The organism is Mesorhizobium sp. M7A.F.Ca.US.010.02.1.1 (assembly GCF_004023085.1).
In the GTDB taxonomy this organism is placed as follows: Bacteria; Pseudomonadota; Alphaproteobacteria; order Rhizobiales; family Rhizobiaceae; genus Mesorhizobium.
Map to the genome: position 1 here is coordinate 27,707 of NZ_RZRV01000034.1, position 20,811 is coordinate 48,517.

Sequence of the window (20,811 nt, forward strand, 5' to 3'; positions counted from 1 at the left end):
TGGAGCGCTCTCAAGCTGTCGCGGCGGAGCTCACGTCCCGCCGCGACTTTAAACGGACCTTGTTTCAGGGCTTGATACGACTATGGACACGACAGCCCAACCCGGCACGGTGAAGGAGCAGCCTCTAGCCTCGGCTCCACGCCTGACGCTGTCCGGCATCTCCAAGAGCTTTCCCGGCGTGCGCGCGCTGCACAATGTCAGCCTGTCGCTCTACCCCGGCCAGGTGACGGCGCTGATCGGCGAAAACGGCGCCGGCAAGTCGACGCTGGTCAAGATCATGACCGGCATCTACCAGCCCGACGAGGGTACCATCAGCATCGACGGCCAGGCAGTCACCCTGCCCAGCGCGCATGCCGCCTTCGGCTATGGCGTTACTGCCATCCATCAGGAAACCGTGCTGTTCGACGATTTGACGGTCGCCGAAAACATCTTTCTCGGCCACGCGCCGCGCACGCGTTTGCGCACCATCGACTGGCGCACGATGCGCAAAAATGCGCGCGAAGTGCTCGACACCATGCATGCCGGCCATATCGACGCCGATGCGCGCCTGAAGGACCTCGGCATCGCCAACAAGCATCTGGTCGCCGTCGCGCGCGCCATGTCGATCGACGCGCAGATCGTCATCATGGACGAGCCGACCGCCGCGCTTTCGATGAAGGAGATCGAGGAGCTCTTTTTGCTGATCGAGTTCCTCAAGAGCGACGGCAAGGCGATCCTGTTCATCAGCCACAAGTTCGACGAGATCTACCGTATCGCCGACCGCTACACGGTGTTCCGCGATGGCGAGATGGTCGGCGAAGGCCTGATCAAGGATGCCGGCCAGAGCCAGATCGTGCGCCTGATGGTTGGCCGCGCGGTCGATCACATCTTCCCGCAGCGCAAGGCCGAGATCGGCGCGCCGGTGCTCTCCGTTTCCGGCCTGTCGCATCCGACCGAATTCAACGATATCGGCTTCGAATTGCACAAGGGCGAGATCCTCGGCTTCTACGGCCTGGTCGGCGCCGGCCGCAGCGAGGTGATGCAGGCGATATCTGGCATCACCCGCACATCAGCCGGCACGATCACGCTGGAAGGCAAGACGCTCGCGCCGAAATCGGCTGCGGATTCGATCGATGCCGGCATCGTCTACGTGCCGGAGGAACGCGGCAAGCAAGGCGTGGTGATCGGCCTGCCGATCTTCCAGAACGTCTCGCTGCCTTCGCTCAAGCGCACATCCAAGTCAGGCCTGCTGCGGCTGTCGGAGGAGTTTTCGCTCGCCCGCTCCTACACCGAGCGGCTCGACCTCAGGGCCTCCTCGCTCAGCCAGGACGTCGGCACGCTGTCGGGCGGCAACCAGCAGAAGATCGTCATCGCCAAATGGCTGGCGACGTCGCCCAAGGTGATCATCCTCGACGAGCCGACCAAGGGCATCGACATCGGCTCGAAGGCCGCCGTGCACGGCTTCATGGCCGAGTTGGTGGCGCAAGGCCTGTCGGTGATCATGGTGTCATCCGAACTGCCCGAAATCCTCGGCATGTCCGACCGCGTCGTCGTCATGCGTGAAGGCCTTGTCGCGGCGGTCTACGACAACAAGGGGCTGGACGCCGAGACGCTGGTCAGGACGGCAGCGGGGATCGCGGCATGAGAGCTTTCTTGAAATACCGTGAAATCTGGCTGCTCGCGGCCATCGTCGTGCTGATCGGGCTGATCTCGACGCGCTTCCCGGCCTTTGCCGACCCCGGCAATCTGCGCCAGGTGTTCAACGACACCTCGATCCTGATGATCCTGGCGCTGGGCCAGATGGTGGTCATCCTGACCCGGTCGATCGATCTGTCGATGGCGTCCAATCTCTGCTTCACCGGCATGGTGGTGGCGATGCTGAACGCCGCGCATCCGGCAATCCCCATCCCGCTGCTGATCGTCATTGCGCTGGCCGTCGGCCTGGTGCTCGGCGCCATCAACGGCCTTTTGGTCTGGCGGCTGAACATCCCCTCGATCGTGGTGACTTTGGGCACGCTGACCATCTATCGCGGCGCCACCTTCGTGCTGTCCGGCGGTGCCTGGGTCAATGCCGACAAGATGAGCCCGGAATTCATCGGCTTTCAGCGCGCAGCCTTCATCGGCATTCCGGTGCTGTCGTGGATCGCCATCCTGGTCATCGCGCTGTTCTTCGTTTTGATGACGCGCACCGCGCTCGGCCGCTCGATCTACGCCATCGGGGTCAACCCGACGGCTTCCGTCTATGCCGGCATCGATGTCGGCCGCACGAAATTCATCGTCTTCTGCATCTCCGGCATGATCGGCGGCCTGTCAGGCTATCTCTGGATCTCGCGCTATGTGATTGCGTCGGTCGAGGTCGCCAACGGCTATGAGCTCAACATCATCGCCGCCTGCGTCATCGGCGGCATTTCCATCGCCGGCGGCATCGGTTCGGTCGGCGGCGCGGTGCTCGGTGCGCTGTTCCTCGGCATCATCTCCAACGCGCTGCCGGTCATCAACATCTCGCCCTTCTGGCAGATGGCGATTTCGGGCAGCGCCATCATTCTGGCCGTCGTGCTCAACGCGCGCGGCGAACGCCAGCAAGGCCGCATCATCCTGAGAAAGGTGGAGGCGGGGACATGACCGACATCCCTGCCCCGCGCCACATTCCCGACCGGCTCGACAAGCCGCTTCGTTCGGCGATCTTTTCCTGGGAAGCGCTGCTGGTCGTCGTGGCCGTCGCCATCTTCGCCATCAACAGCTTCGCCTCGCCCTATTTCCTCGATCCCTACTCGCTGTCCGATCTGACCTTCAATTTCACCGAGAAGGGCCTGATCGCCTTCGCCATGGCGTTGCTGATCATTTCGGGCGAGATCGACCTGTCGGTGGCCGCCATCATCGCGCTGGCGTCGACCATGATGGGCATGGCGGTGCAGGCCGGCGCCGGCACGCCGGTGCTGGTGGCGATCGGCATCGTCGTCGGGCTCGGCTGCGGCGCCTTCAACGGTCTGCTGGTGACAAGGCTCGGCCTGCCCTCCATCGTCGTCACCATCGGCACGATGAGCCTGTTTCGCGGCATCGCCTTCATCATCCTCGGCGACCAGGCCTACAAGGGCTATCCCTCAAACTTCGCCTTCTTCGGCCAGGGCTATGTCTGGTGGGTGGTGTCGTTCGAACTGGTGCTCTTCCTGATCGCGGCCGTCGTCTACTGGTTCCTTCTGCACCGCACGAGTTTCGGCCGCCGCGTCTTCGCCATCGGCAACAATCCGGTCGCTGCGCAATTTTCCGGCGTGCGCGTCGGCCGCACCAAGTTCATCCTGTTCTGCCTGACCGGGCTGATGTCGGGCATCGCCTCGGTGCTGATCACCTCCCGCCTCGGCTCGACACGGCCGTCGATCGCGCAAGGCTACGAGCTGGAAGTCATCACCATGGTGGTGCTCGGCGGCGTCAGCATCCTCGGTGGCGCCGGCAGCATTCTTGGCGTCGTGCTTGCAGCCTTCATCATGGGACTGGTGACCTTCGGGCTTGGCCTGCTCAACGTGCCCGGCATCGTCATGTCGATCTTCATCGGCCTGCTGCTGGTCATCGTCATTGCCTTGCCGATCGTCTGGCGGCGACTCCGCGGAGGGCGTTGATGGCCGAAAAATACGCATTCAAGATGAAGCTCAAGCCCGGCATGAAGGCCGAGTACAAGAAGCGCCATGACGAAATCTGGCCGTCGCTGCTCGCGCTGCTGAAGCAGGCCGGCGTCTCCGACTATTCCATTCATCTCGATGAGGAGACCAATATCCTGTTCGGTGTGCTGTGGCGGCGAGACGACCACGGCATGGACGAATTGCCCAGGCATTCGGTGATGCAGCGCTGGTGGGCTGAAATGGCCGACATCATGGAAACCAGACCGGACAACGAGCCGGTGGCCGTGCTGCTGGAAACAATGTTCCACATGGCATGAGTGCTATGCGCCACATCGCCGTCATCGACATCGGCAAGACCAACGCCAAGGTGGCGCTGGTCGACCTCGCGACGTTGAGCGAGGTGGCGCTGCGCCGAATGGCCAATGCGCCGGTGCGACAGGCGCCCTACCCGCACCACGATGTCGAGGCCTTGTGGGCATTCATCCTCGAAAGCCTTGCCGGCCTCAACCACGAACAGCGCATCGACGCCATTTCGATCACCACCCACGGCGCGACCGGCGTGCTGGTCGACGCGGCGGGTGAACTGGTGCTGCCTGTGCTCGACTATGAGTTCGATGGCCCTGACAGGCTGGCAGCGGATTATGAAGCGATCCGCCCGCTCTTTTCCGAGACCGGCACGCCGCGCCTGCCGCTCGGCCTCAATCTCGGTGCGCAATTCTTCTGGCAGCAGAAAAGCTTCCCGGCCGAATTCGCCAGGGCCGCCGCGATGCTGATGTACCCGCAATACTGGGCGTTGCGCCTGACCGGCATCGCCGCCAACGAAGTTACCTCGCTCGGCTGCCACACCGACCTGTGGAACCCATGGACGGCGGATTTTTCATCGTTGGTCGACAGCCTGGACTGGCGGAGCCTGATGGCGCCGGTGCGGCCGGCCAGGGATCGTCTCGGCCCGATCCTGCCCACTGTTGCGGCGCGAACCGGACTCGATCCGCAAACACCGGTGTTCTGCGGCCTGCATGATTCCAACGCCTCGCTGCTGCCGCATCTGCTGTCCGACAAACCACCTTTCTCCGTCGTCTCGACCGGCACCTGGGTGGTGTCGATGGCGGTCGGCGGCAAACAGATTGCGCTGGATGCCACGCGCGACACGCTGGTCAATGTCAACGCACTCGGCAATCCCGTTCCCTCTGCGCGCTTCATGGGCGGCCGCGAGTTTTCCGTGCTGACCAAGGACCAGCCGGAGCAGTGGACTGAAGATGATGTCGGCGCCGTGTTGGGGCGAAAGATGCTGCTGCTGCCGTCGACCCAGCAAGGCTCGGGCCCATTCCCGCACCATGTCGCAATATGGCTTGATGCCGAGGGCCTGAACAGCGGCCAGCGCTTTGCCGCCATCTCGTTCTATCTGGCGTTGATGACGGCGACCTGCCTCGACTTGATCGGCGCGGACGGTCCGACCACGGTCGAAGGCCCCTTTGCCCGTAACCGGCTCTTTGTCGGCATGCTGGCGGCAGCCACGGCGCGCGCCGTGGTTGCGTCCGAGGCCGCCACCGGCACCAGCATCGGCGCGGCGCTGCTGGCATCCGATCAGCCGGCGACGCACGGCAAGGGCGAAAGAATAGAACCGCCTGTAGACCCGGCCTGGGTTGATTATGCCAGCGCATGGCGCGCGGCAGTGGACGTGCAGGGCTGATCAAAGAATCCGCTTGCCGAAGGCCGACATGACGAAGTTGACCGCGTCGGTGCCGATCCGCGGCTCCAGATCCGCCGTCAGGCCCGACACATCCATCGACAGTAGCCCGCCGGAGAGTGCGATCGCCTCCATCGCCTGATGCGTCTCGCGCACGGTCAGCCCGCCGGAGCCCGCAGCCCAGCCGGCGAATTCGGTCGCGGTCGGCGAATAGCTGACGTGAAAGCCTTGCGTACCAGAGGTGGCGATGCGTATCGCCTCATGCATCAGGTCGCGCATGCCCATGGCGTCAATATCGGTCATGGTGAATGCCGACACGCGCGAATCCTTCAGCACCCGCGCTTCGGCCGGATCGGCGTGACGCAAGCCGACGATGACGACATTTTCCGGCGACAGCTGCGGCTGCAGCGCACCCGCCTTGTGGTCGAGGCCGAGAGTACGCGCCAGCACCGAGCCTTCCGGCAGGTCGATGCCGTCCTCGTCCTCGGGCATCAGGGCGGCGATCGAATCGATCCAGATCAGGCCGAAAGAATGTGTCGCGCGCGCCGTCGCGGTCAGCGCCTTGTGGGCGATGCGCCGGTCTGCGCCTGCGATGAGCCGGACCAGCCCCGATGGCGGCCTCTCGACATCGGCGAGTTCCACGACGTCGAAGTTCATCGCTTCCAGCCGGGCGCCGGTGCCTTCCCGGGCCAGGATGCCGGCAGCTCCCTGCCCGGCCGTGATCTGCACCATCTTGCGACCGGAAAAATCCTCGACGTCATGCATCGGGGCCTTCTCGACATATTCCGAAGTCATTGCCAAAAGCATGGCGCCATAGCTCATGCGGAAGGCGACGCGGTCGCCGACGGAGGGCCTTGGATCGGCATCGGCGACGTCGAGCAGCAGATGATCGCTGGAGGCGCCGAGCACCCGTATCCCCCTGGCGATCGGCGTCAGCCCCTCGACCAGCACGTCCTCGCGGCCGATATTGGCGATGGCGCGCAGCCTGTCGCCCTCGTCGGGGAAGACCGGCTGGTTGCCGAAGGCGTCATAGCCGGATTGGCCGATCGGCCGTGACGGCTTGAGCTTGACCTCGATGATGTCGCTGGTCAGCCGGCAGGCATCGGGTTCGAGCTCCGCCCACGGCGTGTCGCGGAAGGTCTCGACGCCGCCTTGCAGGATCGCCTCGCCGACCCGCAGATTGTTGATGCCGGCCGGCAGTCTGCCTTCGAGCAGCAGCGGCAGCGACGACGAGGCACCGCCGGAGATCACGTTGAGGCTTCTGCCGGACAGGCGCTCGGTCTTGTAGGCATGGGCGACGAGCTGGCCGAGATTTTCCGGCGTCGGCATGATGGCGCCGAAACAGCCGAGATTGGTGCCGATGCCGGCAATGCGAACGCCCTTGAACTGCAGTATCTGCTCGACCGTCGGAATAAGGTCATTTGGCCAGATGCCTTCGCGCAGATCGCCGAGATCGATCATCAGCATGATGTCGTGGACACGGCCCATGCGCTCGGCGATGCGCGAAATCTCGCGGATGGTGGCGAGTTCCGACTGCAGGCTGATGTCGACGGTGCGTACCACCTCCTCAACCCGCGCCATCGGCGGGCTGCGCAACAGCATGATCGGCGCGTTGATGCCGCTGTCGCGCAGCCGGCGGATGTTCTCGAAGCGCGATTCGGCGATGCCGGCGACACCGCCGCGCAGCATGGCGCGCGCCACTTGCGGCATGCCGCAAGTGCCCTTGGTGACGCCGAATACTTTTATGCCCGACAGCGCGCAACGCTCGACGATCGTGCGCGCATTGCGCTCGATGCGGCCAAGGTCGATGGCGACTTGCGGCCCCGACATTTCTAGCCTCCGTAAACCAGCCCCTGCGGGTCGATCTCCGGCTTGCGGCCGGCAACGAGGTCGGCAAGGAATTTGCCGGAGCCGCAGGCCATGGTCCAGCCGACATGGCCGTGGCCGGTGTCGAGATAGAGGTTCTTGTAGCGCGCCTGGCCGATGACCGGCACCGAGTTGGGCATCATCGGCCGCAGGCCCGCCCAGAACACAGCCTTCTTCTCGTCGAAGGCACCCGGGAAAAGATCCTTGCCGGTGCTGATGATCGTCTTGAAATCGGCGGGCTTGAAAGTTCGATCGAAGCCGGTGAATTCAGCCGTCGAGGACATCCGCAAGCGGCTGCCCAGCCTGGAATAGCCGATCAGCCGGTCCTCGTCGGCGCCGCCCATGGTCGGTCCCTTGCTTTCGTCCTCCAAGGGAATCGTCGCGGTATAGCCTTTTACCGGATAGACAGGCAGGTCGATGCCGTAGCGGCGCCCGAGCAGGCCGCTCTCCGGTCCCATCGAGATGACCACGGCATCGCCAGCGACCGGGCCGGCCGACGTCATCACCGCGCGCACATGATCGCCCTCGATGTCGAGGCCTTCGACTGTCGTTGCGAACAGGAATTTGACGCCGAGCTTCTCGGCAGCATAGGCGGCCAGCCTGTCGACAAACTGCTTGGAATCTCCGGTCTGGTCGGTTGGCGAATAGACGCCACCGGCAATCTTGTCCTTGACGCCGGCAAGGCCTGGTTCCAGCTCGACCAGCCGGTCGCGGCCGACGATTTCGATCGGCAGACCGTGCTTGGCAAGATAACGGTAATTGTCGGTACCGGTGTCGAGGCTCTTTTGCGAGCGGAAGAAATAGAGAATGCCCTTCTTGCGCTCGTCGTAGTGGATGCCGGTGGCTTCCGAAAGCGCATTGATGCAGTCGCGCGAATAGAGCGCGAGCCTGAGCTTGATGTCGGTGTTGGCGCGCAGGCGCGCCACCGTGCACTGGCGCAGGAAACGCAGGCTCCAGGCGAGGAAATAGGGATCGAGGCGCAGCCTGACCTTGATGCCGAGATCATGGTTGTAGAGCCCGCGCAGGAAGGTCTTCAAAGCCGCCGGCGAGGCCCAGGCGGTGGCGTCACCCGGTGACACCAGGCCGGCATTGGACTGGCTGGTGCCTTGTGCCGCCGCCGGATGGCGCTCGATCACTGTCACCTCATGGCCGTCGCTGGCCAGATAATAGGCGGCCGCCGTACCGACGACACCGGCCCCGAGCACCGTTATTTTCATGCCATCCCCCAAGAGCTCCTCGCGGCGCGGCGCCTCCGCGCCTTGCCGCGAATGCCTTCAATAGCGCTTCGCTGCCCGCCTTGCGAGCCCTTGGGAGAACCCGGTTCAGCCGCGCGCGGAGTTCTTGCCGGTCAGGATGCGCTCCCAGGCGAGCGCGTCGGCGACGATCTGGTCGAGATTGTCGCGTTGCGGGGTCCAGCCGAGCTCGGCGCGGGCGAGATCCGAATTGGCAACCACCGCCGCGGCATCGCCAGGGCGACGGTCGCCCATCTTCACCTCGAAATCATGACCAAAGGCGCGGCGCACGCTGTCGATGACCTCGAGCACCGAATAGCCATGGCTGTAGCCGCAATTGGCGACGAGGCTGGTGCCCCCGGCACGCAGCCGCTGCAAGGCCAGGCGATGCGCCGCCGCCAGGTCGCTGACATGGATGTAGTCGCGCATGCAGGTGCCGTCCGGCGTCGGATAATCGGTGCCGAACACCTGCATGAACGGCCGCTTGCCGAGTGCCGTCTCGCAGGCAACCTTGATCAGATGGGTGGCGCCCGGCGTCGACTGGCCGGTGCGGCCCTTCGGGTCGGCGCCGGCGACGTTGAAGTAGCGCAGCGCGGTATAGCGCAGGCCATGCGCGATCGACGCGTCGCGCAGCATCCACTCACTCATCAGCTTGGACAGGCCATAGGGCGATTCCGGCGACAGGCGGGCATCCTCGCGCACCGGCTCCAGTCCGGCTCCGCCATAGACGGCGGCGGTCGATGAAAAGATGAAATTGGGCACGCCTTCGCGCACCGCGGTTTCGATCAGCGTGCGCGTCTTCGAGGTGTTGTTCTCATAGTAGCTGAGCGGGTCGGCAACCGATTCCGGAACCACGATCGAGCCGGCGAAATGAATGATCGCGTCGACCTTGTTCTCCCTGATGACCGAGCCGACCAATTCCCGGTCGGCGACATCGCCGACGACCAGCTTCGCCTCGGGCGCCACCGCCCATTCGAAACCGGTGGAAAGACGGTCGAGAACGACCACGCTTTCGCCGGCATCCAGCAGCTCCCAGACCATATGGCTGCCGATGTAACCGGCGCCGCCTGTAACCAAAACCGTCATCCGCGTCCTCGCTTATCCAAGATTTATCGGAAACTGTCTCAACCCCCGCTCTACTGGAAAGCCCGCCGCATGACCATTGGAACCCGTGGTAACCGGCCTCGCCGGCCAGTGGCATTGTCCTGAAACAAAGTTGATCCACATCAAGGGAATAGGCCACGATCCGTGGTCGTTAGGAACAGGTCCGGGGCGTGGCATTTTGACCAAAAAGGCCAGGTGGACGACCAACAGGCCAATGATTATGATCCCGCGCAAAAATTGGGAAGTCGACATGAACTATCAGCGGTTCTTCGAGGAAGCGATCGACCAGCTCCATGCCGAGCGTCGCTACCGCGTTTTCGCCGACCTGGAGCGCATCGCGGGCAAGTTCCCGCGCGCCATCTGGCGTTCCAATGGCCGCGCCGAGGAAATCACCGTCTGGTGCTCCAACGACTATCTCGGCATGGGCCAGCATCCCGACGTCATCGCCGCTTTCCAGAACACGGCAGGCAAGATGGGTTCGGGCGCCGGCGGCACCCGCAACATTTCCGGCACCTCGAACCCGCTGGTCGAGCTCGAGGTGGAGCTTGCCGATCTGCACGACAAGGAAGCGGCACTGGTCTTCACCTCCGGTTTCGTCTCCAACGAAGCCTCGATCTCGACCATCGCGAAGCTTTTGCCCAACTGCCTGATCATCTCGGACGAATTGAACCACGCATCGATGATCGAAGGCGTGCGGCGTTCCGGCGCCGAGAAGAAGATCTTCCGCCACAACGATGTGGCGCATCTGGAAAGCCTTTTGCAGGCGGCGGGGCGCGAACGCGCCAAGCTCATCGTCTTCGAAAGCGTCTATTCGATGGATGGCGACATCGCGCCAATCAGAGAGATCGTCGAGCTCGCCGAGCGCTACAACGCCATGACCTATATCGACGAGGTCCATGCCGTCGGCATGTACGGGCCGCGCGGCGGCGGCATCACCGAGCGCGAAGGCCTGGCCGACCGCATCGACATCATCGAAGGCACGCTGGCCAAGGCATTCGGCACGCTGGGCGGCTACATCACCGGCACCAGCGCCGTGATCGACGCTGTGCGTTCCTATGCGCCAGGCTTCATCTTCACCACGGCACTGCCGCCGGCGATCGCGGCTGCCGCGACCGCGTCGATCCGCCATCTCAAGCGCTCGCAGGCCGAGCGCGACGCCCAGCAGCAGCAGGCGAGCCGAACCAAGCAGATCCTGTCGGCCGCCGGCCTGCCGGTGATGGACTCGCCGACCCACATCGTGCCGCTGCTGGTCGGCGATCCCGAGGCCTGCAAGATGGCCAGCGACCGCCTGCTCGGCGTGCACGGCATCTACATCCAGCCGATCAACTACCCGACCGTGCCGCGCGGCACCGAGCGGCTGCGCATCACGCCGACGCCGTTCCATTCCGATGCGCTGATCGCCGAATTGCAGGATGCGCTGGTCGAGACCTGGGATGCGCTCGGCATTCCCTATGGTTCAGCCGGGCGGCCTTCGGTGGCCAAGAGCGACCGCATCATTCCCCTGCTGGTGCCCAAGTCGGGCGGCTGAAGCCCGTTGCTGGTTGCGCCTGTCGATTGCTTCCAACGCCGCGACGCTCCGACGTCACGGCATGGATCCTAGGGTCTCCGCGGCGTCGCTTCGCGACTGCTACGCCCTAGGATGACGAAGCGTGGGGGCTTCTGGCTAGTCACAGAGATGGAGTTTGGCATCGTAGCAATGGCCGACCTTCGAGGTTGGCCGAGGCATCTTTCTCTTCGTCATCCTAGGGCGGAGTAAGGAGCGAAGCGACGCGGCGCAGACCCTAGGATCCATGCCGTTACTGCGGCCGAAGAGTGAGGCGGTCCAGAATCTTCAAACGCGCGGCTTTCCTGTCCAGCCCAATCCTCAAATAGCCTTCATCCAATTTGCCAGCCGGTGCGCCGCTTCCTCGATCTGGTCGAGGCGGCGGTGGAAACACAACCGCAAAAACGCCTCGCCGCCGGGGCCGAAAGCGGTGCCTGGCGCCAGGCCGACATTGGCCTTGTCGACAATGTCGAAGGCAGCGGTGCGTGAATCGGTGATGCCGTCGACAGTGAAAAACAGATAGAACGCGCCCTGCGGCACGGTGAACCGAGCACGATCCGTGGCACCGAGGATGCCGCAGACAAGGTCACGCGCCTTGCGCGCCCGCTCCACCTGTTCGGCAACGAAGGCATCGCCCCCGTCAAGGGCGGCGGCCGCGCCGCGCTGCATGAACTGGGCGACGCCGGAGTTCGAATACTGGATCAGGTTCTCGAACACCTGCTGCAAGCTGGGATGCGTCTTGATCCAGCCGACGCGCCAGCCGGTCATCGCCCAGTTCTTGGAGAAGGAATTGACGTACAGGATGCGGTCTTCCGCCGACGCGATGTCGAGGAAGGACGGCGCGCGGCCGTGGCCATAGTGGAAAAGCGAATAGATCTCGTCGGCGATGATCCAGAGGTTTTTCGCGCGCGCCAGATCGAGGATGGCCTGCAAGGTCTCATGATCGGCGGTCCAGCCGGTCGGATTCGACGGCGTGTTGATGAACAGCGCCTTTGTGCGCGGCGTGATCGAAGCCGCGATCTTCTCGACGTCGCAGGACCAGCCATTGCCGGAATCGAGCGTGACCGCGACTGGAATGGCTCCCGCTATCGCTGCTGCGGCATCGAAATTCGGCCAGGCCGGCGACAGATAAACCACCTCGTCGCCCGCGCCGGCGAGCGCGTCGAGCGCCAGCTGGATGGCATGCATGCCGGAGCCGGTGACGATGAATTCTTCCTCCGGGAAGGTCTTGCTGAAATGCCTGGCATAGTAGCGGGAGAGCGCCTGCCTGAGATCGGGGATGCCCCTTTGCCAGGTGTAGAATGTCTCGCCGCCGGCCAGCGCCTTCGACGCGGCATCAGTGATGAAGGCCGGCGTCGGCAGGTCGCCCTCGCCGGCCCAGAGCGGAATCATGCCTTCGCGCAGGCGGCCGTAATTGACGACGGCGACAATGCCGCTTTCGGGTGCCGCACGGGCCTCAGGGCGCAAGCTGTCGATCAGGGTCATTGGCGGGTCCGTTTTGGTCTGCGGTTTTCGTCAGCGGTCCTTACCAGATGCGAAAACAGAAAACCCCGGCCGCGAACGACCGGGGTTTTGGTCCAGCAAATGCTGCCCGTGGTCAGCGCCTGGCGAGCAGATCGCGAATTTCAGTGAGCAGCGCGACGTCGGCGGGCGGCGGAGCGGCCGGTGCAGCGGGTTTCTCGCGCTCAAGCCGCTTGCGCATGTTGTTCACCGCCTTGACCATCAGGAAGATGATGAACGCGAGAATGAGGAAGTTCAGCGCCACGGTGATGAAGCTGCCATAGGCAAAGACCGCGCCCTGCTTCTTGGCATCGGCCAGCGAGGTCGCGTTGACGGCTGAGGACAATCCGAAGAAATAGTTGTTGAAGTCCAATCCGCCGAAAATCGCACCGACGATCGGCATGATGATGTCGTTGACAAGGGAATCGACGATCTTGCCGAAGGCCGCGCCGATGATGACGCCGACCGCAAGGTCCATCACATTGCCCTTGGAAATGAATTCCTGGAATTCTTTCAGCATTCGACCCTCCTTGTCGTGACTGGCCAAGCTGCCGTTTCCGTCCTTGCGGCATCGACCTGAGGCAACATAACAAAAACCTCCGGTTGCAACATCGATAAAAGGGAGAAAACAACCGCTTTCTTCTTACCTGACGGCACCTTGCTTGTACTGTCTGAATATCGCGGTCGCGATCATGCTTCCAAAGCCGCAATGGACTCGGACGCCAAGCTGTGATTGCGTCCGGGCAAGCCGGATAGAAAGACGGCAGAGGAGGAAAGTCCAAGCGTGCAGGGCTTGTTCATCGTCATCATCGCGATCGTCTATGTGACGCTGCTGTTTGCCATCGCCAGCATCGGCGACCGCCGCTCGGCCATCTCCGAGCCGAGCCGGGGGCGGCCTTTCATCTACGCGCTTAGCCTCGCGATCTACTGTACGTCCTGGACTTTCTTCGGCTCGGTCGGTCTTTCTTCCGAACGCGGCCTCGAATTCCTCGGCATCTATACGGGCCCGGTGCTCGTCTTCGTGTTCGGCTTCCCGCTGCTCAACCGCATCGTGCGGCTGGCCAAGACCGAGAAGATCACCTCGATCGCGGATTTCCTCGGCGCGCGCTACGGCAAGAGTTTCACCGTCGCGGCGATCGCCACGCTGATCGCCACCATCGGCGCGGTGCCCTATATCGCACTGCAGTTGAAGGCGATCTCCGGTTCGGTCAGCCTGATGGTCGAGCACTATACGGGATCGCCGCCTTCGTTCGATCCCTTCGTCAGCGACATCTCTCTGGTCGTCGCCATGCTCCTGGCGCTGTTCGCGGTGCTGTTTGGAACCCGTCACGCCGACGCCACCGAACACCAGGATGGGCTGGTGCTGGCGGTGGCGGTCGAAACCGTGGTCAAGCTCGCCGCCTTCCTGGCGATCGGCCTGATGGTCACCTTCCTGATCTTCGGCGGCCCGGGCGACATGTTCGACAAGCTCGCTGAGAACGCGCAGGTCCGACAGGCGATGAGCTACAACACCTCGCTCGCCACCTGGCTGGTGCTGACGTGCCTCAGCGGTTTTGCCATCATCATGCTGCCGCGGCAGTTCTACGTCACCATCGTCGAGAACCGCGGCGAGGCCGAACTGCGCACCGCGACATGGGTGTTTCCGCTCTACCTCGTGGCGATCAACCTGTTCGTACTGCCGATCGCCTTCGCCGGCCTTTCGCTGGTCGGCACCGGGACCAGCAGCGATCTCTACGTGCTGTCGCTGCCCCTGTTCAGCGGTCATGATGTGCTGGCGATGGCGGCTTTCATCGGCGGCCTGTCGGCGGCGACGGCGATGGTGATCGTCGAAAGCGTGGCGCTGTCGATCATGATCTCCAACGACCTCGTCATTCCATTGTTCGTGCGCCGCCTGCTCAAGACCTCGACCTCCGAGACCGAGGACTGGTCGACGCTCATCCTCAATGTGCGGCGCGGGGCGATCTTCATCCTCTTGTTCATCGCCTTCCTCTATTATCGCGAGAGCACCGACAGCGCGCGGCTGTCGTCGATCGGCCTGATGTCGTTCGCGGCCATCGCCCAGTTCGCGCCGGCGCTGATCGGCGGGCTGATCTGGCGCGGCGCCAATGGCCGGGGTGCGGCACTTGGCATGGTCGCCGGCATCCTCGTCTGGGGCTACACGCTGCTGTTTCCATCGCTTGCCGCCCCTGATACCGGCATCATCGTGCACGGGCTGTTCGGCTTCGAGGCGCTGCGGCCGCAGGCATTGTTCGGCACCGTCGCCGAACCGCTGAACCACGGCGTGCTGTGGAGCCTGTCGCTCAACGCGGTGTTCTTCGTGCTCGGCTCGCTGTCGCGCGCATCGGTGCCGCTGGAACGCATCCAGGCGTCGATCTTCGTGCCGCGCGATGCCGGCCCGATGCCAAGCCTGCGCCGCTTCCGCACCGCCATCACCGTCAACGACCTGAAGGACACGATCGGGCGCTATCTCGGCGTCGAGCGCACCGAGCGCTCTTTCCAGTCGTTCGAAAAGACCAACGGAGCCTCGCTGCACGGCAACGAGCAGGCGAGCATGGACGTCATCCGCTTCTCCGAGCAATTGCTGGCCAGCGCCGTCGGTTCCTCCTCGGCGCGGCTGATCCTGTCGCTGCTGTTTCGGCGCCACAACCGCGAATCCAGGGATGCCTTCCGCTTGCTCGACGACGCCACCGAGGCGCTGCAGCACAACCGCGACCTGTTGCAGATCGCGCTCGACCAAATGGAACAGGGCATCACCGTCTTCGATCGCGATTTCCGCCTGATCTGCTGGAACCGCCAATACCGGGCGCTGTTCGACCTGCCCGACGAGATGGGCCAGGTCGGCGTCTCGCTCGACCGCATCCTGCGCCATCTCGCCGAACGCGGCGACATCCCCGCCGATCAGCGTGTGGCCATGCTCAACCGGCTGACCAGTTTCGTCAGCCCATGGCAGATGGAGCTGAAAACCTCGGGCCGCATCCTGGAACTGCGCTCCAACCCGATGCCGGACGGCGGCATCGTCGCCACCTATGCCGACATTTCCGGGCGCGTGGAACAGGATCTGGCGCTGAAGCGTGCCAATGAATCGCTGGAACAGCGCGTCAAGACCCGCACCATCGAACTGACCCGGGTCAATGAGGAGCTGGCGCAGGCGCAGATGCTGGCCGAGGAGGCCAATCTCGGCAAGACGCGCTTCCTCGCCGCCGCCGGCCACGACATCCTGCAGCCGCTGAACGCCGCCCGGCTCTATTGCTCCTCGCTGATCGAGAAGGCCGGCAAGGGGCCTGCCGGCAAGGCGGCCGTCAACATCGAATCCTCGCTGGAATCGGTCGAGACGATTCTCGGCGCCGTGCTCGACATCTCCCGCCTCGATGCCGGCGCAATGAAGCCGGACGATACCGCCTTCAACCTCGACGGATTGCTGCGCCAGATCGGCAACGACTTCCGGCCGCTCGCCGCCGAAAAGAAGCTCGCGCTGACCATCATGCCGTCATCGCTGACAGTGACGACGGACCGCAATCTGCTGCGCCGCCTGATCCAGAACCTCGTTTCCAACGCCATCAAATACACGCGCCACGGCCGCGTGCTGGTTGGCGTCAGGCGGCGCGGCGAACTGGCCGAGATCCAAGTGATCGACACCGGCATCGGCATCGCCGGCGACAAGCTGAACACCGTCTTTCGCGAATTCACCCGGCTCGACGAGGGCGCGCGCGAGGCCGAAGGCCTCGGTCTCGGCCTCTCCATCGTCGACCGCATCGCCCGGGTGCTGCGCCTGGAGATCCGGATCTTTTCCACCCCTGGCAAGGGCACGCGCTTCTCCGTCATCCTGCCCGTGGCGGCCGTGCAGGAGCCGCGGCGCGAGATCGAAACCAGGGCTCCTGCCCGCGCGACGGCTTCGCTGGCCGGGCTGCACGTGCTGTGCATCGACAACGACGCCCGCATCCTCGAAGGCATGCGGCTCCTGCTCGAAGGATGGGGTTGCAACGTCGACACCGTGGCCGGTTCAAAGGATCTGGAGACCGCGAAGATACACCGCCCGGACATCGTTCTTGCCGACTACCATCTCGACGGCGAAACCGGTCTCGAACTCGTCGTCAGGCTGCGCGCGATCCATGGCGACAACCTGCCGGCCGTGCTGGTCACAGCCGACCGCTCCAACGAGGTGCGCACGGCCGCCGGCGGGCTCGAGATTGCGGTGATCAACAAACCGCTCAAACCAGCGGTACTGCGCTCGATGATGGCCAGGGTCAGGCCGCTGGCACCGGCGGCCGAATAGCATCAAAGGCGCCCGGTCTCAGCCCTGGTGTCCGAGGGTGGCGTCCTAGAGCATTTCACCGTTTCACGGAAACGGCGTTCTGCTCTAACTCTTTGTTTTAACGCAATTCTAGACGGAAAACCGCTTCACACTTTTCCTAGAATTGCTCTAGGCCAGGCCGTCGACCATCTGGGAACTGCGGAACCGGGGCCGTCCGGCATTGCCCGCCACAGGCGGACGATGCTCGCGAAAGGCCATTGCAAGCGTCCTCAGCGCCTCGCGGGACTTGGCGTCCGTCAGCGTCGAAAGCAGCACGATCTCGGAAGGCGGCAGCGCCGGAAGCCCGAATTTCCGGCTGACCTCGATGGTGCCGGATGGGGCAAGCCGGCAGGAAAATACCGAGGCTGCGAGGCCGGCCGAGACGGCCTCCGCGACGGCGAAGGAGCCGCAGCCGAGGAACACCTCCGTCCACGGTATTCCGACAGCGTCGAGCGCGCGGGTCGTGATGTTGCGGATACCGCAGGATGGCGAGGATGCCGCCAGGCGCAGCGGCTCGTCGGCCCGGTGGATGAAGTCGGGCGCGGCGTACCAGCCGAAATGTTCGGGCGCCAGCACTTCACCATCGCGCCGGTCGTCCTCCCGGCGGATGATCGCCGCGTCGATCTCACCGCGATCGAAAGCGTCCAGCAGGTCGTGTGAATCATCGAGCCGCACTTCGATGGTGAGCGCCGGGTCATGCGCGTTGAGCCGCGCCAGCAATGTCGGGACTTCCGCGCCTCCGACATGGGTGGCGATGCCCAGTGTGAAGCGGCGGCGCACCGAAGACAGGCTGGCAATGGCGCGATCGTGTGCCGCGAGGAAGTCGCGTGCGGGCTGGAGAAACACCGCGCCCTGCGCCGACAAGCGCACCAGCCGAGGCGTGCGCTCGATCAATTTCTGGCCGACGCGCTCTTCCAGCCGCTTCAGCTTCACGCTGATTGCTCCTTGCGTGCTGCCAAGAGCCTCGGCCGCCCGCGTAAAGCTCTGAAGATCGGCGATGGCGACGAATGTTTTCACAGCGTCTACGTCCAGCGTCATGTCAGCTATCCGCACTTGTTGTCTCTGAAATAGCCAACCATGCAATTCTAAAATGATCAAGCCTCGCCTACCCTGGGCCATACGCGCGCCGGGCGAGCTGCAATGGATTCGCCGATTGCCGACAAATACGTTCGAAAGGTTGAACCATGCCCACTGCCCTGACCCGCCGCGGCATCATCGTTCTGTTTGCCGCCTGCCTGGCGTGCCTGATGTTCGGTCTGGAGATTTCAAGCGTTCCCACGATCCTGCCGACACTGGAGCAGGTGCTGCATGCCGACTTCAAGCAACTGCAATGGGTGATGAACGCCTATACGATCGCGGTCACGACGGTGCTGATGGCGGTCGGCACGATCGCCGATCGTTACGGGCGCAAGCGTGTCTTTCTGGTCGCCATCGCCGCCTTCGGCCTGACATCACTGATTTGCGGCGTCGCCGAAAGCGTCTCCACGCTCATCGTCGCCCGGTTTCTGCAGGGCCTGAGCGGCGGTGCGATGCTGATCTGCCAGCTTGCCGTGCTGTCTCATGAATTCCGGGAAGGGCGCGAACGCGCCGTCGCATGGGGCTGGTGGGGCGTCATCTTCGGCATCGGCCTCGGCTTCGGCCCCATCATCGGCGGCGGCATCGTCGCGGTCTCGAGCTGGCAATGGGTATTTCTTGTCCACGTGCCGGTTGCTGCGCTGGCATTCGCCCTCGCTCTGATGGGCGTCCACGAATCGAAGGACCCGCAGGCGGGCAAGCTCGACATAGCGGGCATCCTGACGCTGTCACCGTCGGTCTTCTGTCTCGTCTTCTACATCATCCAGGGGCCGGATCTGGGTTTCTCCAGCCCAACCGCGCTGGCGATCCTCGGCATCTCGATAGTGAGCTTCATCGCCTTCCTCATTGCCGAGAAGGTCAGCCAGCGGCCGATGTTCGACTTCTCGGTCTTCCGGATCCGACCCTTTTCCGGCGCCATCGTCGGCTCGGCGGCGATGAACCTCAGCTATTGGCCTTTCATGATCTACCTGCCGATCTGGTTCCACGCCGGGCTCGGCTATGACACCGTCTCCACCGGCCTTGCCCTGCTTGCCTACACGCTGCCGACGCTTGTGCTGCCGCCCTTGGCAGAGCGCTTTTCGCTGCGTTATCGGCCCGGCATCATCATTCCGGCGGGCCTCGTCATCATCGGCGTCGGGTTCATCCTGATGAAGTTCGGCAGCGCCGCCGCGCAGCCGGATTGGCTGACGATGCTGCCCGGCTGCCTGATCGCGGGGATGGGTCTGGGAATAACCAACACACCTGTCACCAACACGACGACGGGTTCCGTTTCGAGCGACCGCGCCGGCATGGCCTCCGGCATCGACATGAGCGCCCGCATGGTTTCGCTGGCGGTAAACATCGCGGTGATGGGCTTCATCCTGGCCAGCGGTGTGCTGGCGCATCTGAGGCATGCGCTGCCCGACCTCGACGCTGCCCAATTGCGTCTTCTCGCCGAAGCTATCGCTGCTGGAAATCCCATCTCCGGGCTCGCCGGGACCGTCGCCCAGGATGCGCTGCGCAACGGCTTTGGCTGGGTCATGCTCTATGGCGGGATCGGCGTCTGGATCATGGCCGCCATCAGTTTCGCAAGCTTCAACGCCCGGCCGATGCGGCGGACGGAGGTTCAGTGCTCTGATTGAACAATGTTCTGATTGAACAGGCGCCCTGGCGATCAACCCGCCGGCTGCAGCGGGTCGCTGCCGATCTTGGACAGAAGGATCACCGCCTGCGTGCGGCTGTCGACGCCGAGCTTCTGCAGGATGGCGGAGACATGCGCCTTGATGGTGGCCTCCGATACGCCGAGTTCATAGGCGATCTGCTTGTTGAGCAGGCCCTCGGCCAGCATGCCCAGCACCCGTGTCTGCTGCGGCGTCAAAGCCTGCAGCCGCTTGATAAGGTCCGATATTTCGGGATCGCGCTCGATGCCGAGATCGACGCCGGCTGGTGCTGCGATGTCGCCGGCAAGCACCGATTGCACGGCGCTGCGGATCTCTTCCATGCTGGCCGATTTGGAGATAAAGCCGGAAGCGCCGAGGTCGAGCGCCCGCCTGATGGTCGCCGGATCGTCGTGGGCCGACACCACGACCAGCGGCACCGCCGGATAGATGCCGCGCAGCGAGACCAGGCCGGAGAGCCCGCTGGCGCCCGGCATCGACAGGTCGAGCAGCACCAGATCGACGTCCTCGTTGGCCACGACCAGCGCCTTGGCGCTCTCGAAATCGCCGGCTTCGTGGATGGCGGCGACGTTGCCGATGCCGGCGAGCGCTTCGCGCAGCGCACCGCGAAACAGCGGGTGATCGTCGGCGATGACGAAAGAATAGCCTGCCGGCAAATGTCCCTCCCCGAATCCCCTATGGGTTTAGCTTTTTCGGGATCAGTGGGCGATTATGCGGGGCGGCGCGCTGTTTTCAAGCGGCAAAGCCAGCGCCCCGCGTTTTCCCTTGGTTGAAGCGCTCAGGTCTTCTGCGAATTGGGCTGGGCGCCGTTGTCCTTGTCCATATCCCTGACGATGCCCATGAAGCCGCGAAGGAAGCGCTCCATGTAGCCCATCGTCTTGTTGAAATCCTCCTCGCTCGGCAGTTTCGATTCGAGGCGGGCGGAGAGCGAATTCTCGAGCTTGGTGACGCGCTCGTCCATCGCCTTCATCGAGGTTTGCAGGCGGTCGACCTCGTCCTGGAAAGCAGCGCGTTCGTCGGCCGCCATCTTGCAGACGAGCTGGCCCGAACGCTCCTCGCAAATCGACATGGCGCCGGTCTGCGTGTCGATACGGACAAAGCCGTTGTCAGACTTTTCCAGCCGGTAACGGTCGGTTTCTTCCGAATAAGCTGAAGCCGCGACCAGCGAAACGAGCGCGGCGGGGATCAAGATGTGCTGCAGACGCATGTTGTCCTCCATGGCCAAGGTCTGGAATATCGCATGTTTGCGCCGGAAATGGGGAA

General features: G+C 63.8%; 16 protein-coding genes. 8 read left to right on the forward strand and 8 right to left on the reverse strand.

The genetic code is table 11. The annotated features are described in order from the left end of the window. Window positions 1–82: 82 nt before the first annotated feature. The 5 genes from EOA19_RS26200 to EOA19_RS26220 are packed head-to-tail and all read left to right on the forward strand — an operon-like array spanning window position 83 to window position 5,283. Window positions 83–1,624 (forward strand): sugar ABC transporter ATP-binding protein, encoded by a 1,542-nt coding sequence (locus EOA19_RS26200; RefSeq protein WP_128305242.1) that lies wholly within the window; start codon window positions 83–85, stop codon window positions 1,622–1,624. Next, window positions 1,621–2,601 (forward strand): ABC transporter permease, encoded by a 981-nt coding sequence (locus EOA19_RS26205; RefSeq protein ID WP_023813906.1) that lies wholly within the window; start codon window positions 1,621–1,623, stop codon window positions 2,599–2,601. Before EOA19_RS26200 ends, EOA19_RS26205 begins: the two co-directional genes overlap by 4 nt. After that, entirely contained in the window at window positions 2,598–3,593 is a 996-nt protein-coding gene (locus EOA19_RS26210) for an ABC transporter permease (RefSeq protein WP_128305243.1), read from the forward strand. The genes EOA19_RS26205 and EOA19_RS26210 overlap by 4 nt, the downstream gene beginning before the upstream one ends. Then, window positions 3,593–3,910 carry an L-rhamnose mutarotase gene (rhaM, locus tag EOA19_RS26215; protein WP_128305244.1) on the forward strand — a complete coding sequence of 106 codons (318 nt, stop codon included), beginning with the start codon at window positions 3,593–3,595 and terminating at the stop codon, window positions 3,908–3,910. The genes EOA19_RS26210 and rhaM overlap by 1 nt, the downstream gene beginning before the upstream one ends. Then, window positions 3,907–5,283 carry an FGGY-family carbohydrate kinase gene (locus EOA19_RS26220; RefSeq protein ID WP_128305245.1) on the forward strand — a complete coding sequence of 459 codons (1,377 nt, stop codon included), beginning with the start codon at window positions 3,907–3,909 and terminating at the stop codon, window positions 5,281–5,283. Before rhaM ends, EOA19_RS26220 begins: the two co-directional genes overlap by 4 nt. Here the strand turns inward: EOA19_RS26220 and EOA19_RS26225 are convergent, their stop codons facing one another. From EOA19_RS26225 to galE, 3 genes are all read right to left on the reverse strand, one after another. Next, complete coding sequence (locus EOA19_RS26225; protein ID WP_128305246.1) at window positions 5,284–7,110, reverse strand: alanine racemase; 1,827 nt, start codon at window positions 7,108–7,110, stop codon at window positions 5,284–5,286. It abuts the gene before it with no gap. A gap of 2 nt (window positions 7,111–7,112) precedes the next feature. After that, entirely contained in the window at window positions 7,113–8,363 is a 1,251-nt protein-coding gene (locus EOA19_RS26230; protein ID WP_128305247.1) for a D-amino acid dehydrogenase, read from the reverse strand. A 105-nt stretch (window positions 8,364–8,468) separates the two neighbouring features. After that, window positions 8,469–9,464: a UDP-glucose 4-epimerase GalE gene (gene galE / locus EOA19_RS26235; RefSeq protein WP_128305248.1), complete on the reverse strand. Its 996-nt coding sequence runs from the start codon at window positions 9,462–9,464 to the stop codon at window positions 8,469–8,471. A gap of 268 nt (window positions 9,465–9,732) precedes the next feature. Here galE and hemA point away from each other — a divergent pair, with 268 nt between their 5' ends. After that, complete coding sequence (gene hemA / locus EOA19_RS26240; protein ID WP_127297829.1) at window positions 9,733–11,010, forward strand: 5-aminolevulinate synthase; 1,278 nt, start codon at window positions 9,733–9,735, stop codon at window positions 11,008–11,010. Window positions 11,011–11,346: 336 nt separating this feature from the next. Here the strand turns inward: hemA and EOA19_RS26245 are convergent, their stop codons facing one another. Beyond that, window positions 11,347–12,510 (reverse strand): pyridoxal phosphate-dependent aminotransferase, encoded by a 1,164-nt coding sequence (locus EOA19_RS26245; protein WP_128305249.1) that lies wholly within the window; start codon window positions 12,508–12,510, stop codon window positions 11,347–11,349. Between the two features lie 112 nt (window positions 12,511–12,622). Beyond that, complete coding sequence (gene mscL, locus EOA19_RS26250) at window positions 12,623–13,045, reverse strand: large conductance mechanosensitive channel protein MscL (RefSeq protein WP_027038576.1); 423 nt, start codon at window positions 13,043–13,045, stop codon at window positions 12,623–12,625. Window positions 13,046–13,309: 264 nt separating this feature from the next. Between mscL and EOA19_RS26255 the strand changes: the two genes are divergently transcribed. Beyond that, window positions 13,310–16,798, forward strand: coding sequence for a PAS domain-containing hybrid sensor histidine kinase/response regulator (locus EOA19_RS26255; RefSeq protein ID WP_128305250.1), 3,489 nt, complete (start codon window positions 13,310–13,312; stop codon window positions 16,796–16,798). A 147-nt stretch (window positions 16,799–16,945) separates the two neighbouring features. Here the strand turns inward: EOA19_RS26255 and EOA19_RS26260 are convergent, their stop codons facing one another. Next, entirely contained in the window at window positions 16,946–17,854 is a 909-nt protein-coding gene (locus tag EOA19_RS26260) for a LysR substrate-binding domain-containing protein (protein WP_023813895.1), read from the reverse strand. 146 nt (window positions 17,855–18,000) lie between these two features. Here EOA19_RS26260 and EOA19_RS26265 point away from each other — a divergent pair, with 146 nt between their 5' ends. Continuing rightward, a complete protein-coding gene (locus EOA19_RS26265) occupies window positions 18,001–19,512 on the forward strand; it encodes an MFS transporter (RefSeq protein ID WP_023813894.1) in 1,512 nt (503 codons plus the stop codon). Window positions 19,513–19,544: 32 nt separating this feature from the next. On the opposite strand, the gene EOA19_RS26270 is transcribed toward EOA19_RS26265, so the two are convergent. Together EOA19_RS26270 and EOA19_RS26275 are read right to left on the reverse strand one after the other, a co-directional pair. Then, window positions 19,545–20,204 (reverse strand): response regulator transcription factor, encoded by a 660-nt coding sequence (locus EOA19_RS26270; protein WP_128305251.1) that lies wholly within the window; start codon window positions 20,202–20,204, stop codon window positions 19,545–19,547. 122 nt (window positions 20,205–20,326) lie between these two features. Beyond that, window positions 20,327–20,755, reverse strand: coding sequence for a hypothetical protein (locus tag EOA19_RS26275; RefSeq protein ID WP_128305252.1), 429 nt, complete (start codon window positions 20,753–20,755; stop codon window positions 20,327–20,329). Between the last annotated feature and the right edge of the window lie 56 nt (window positions 20,756–20,811).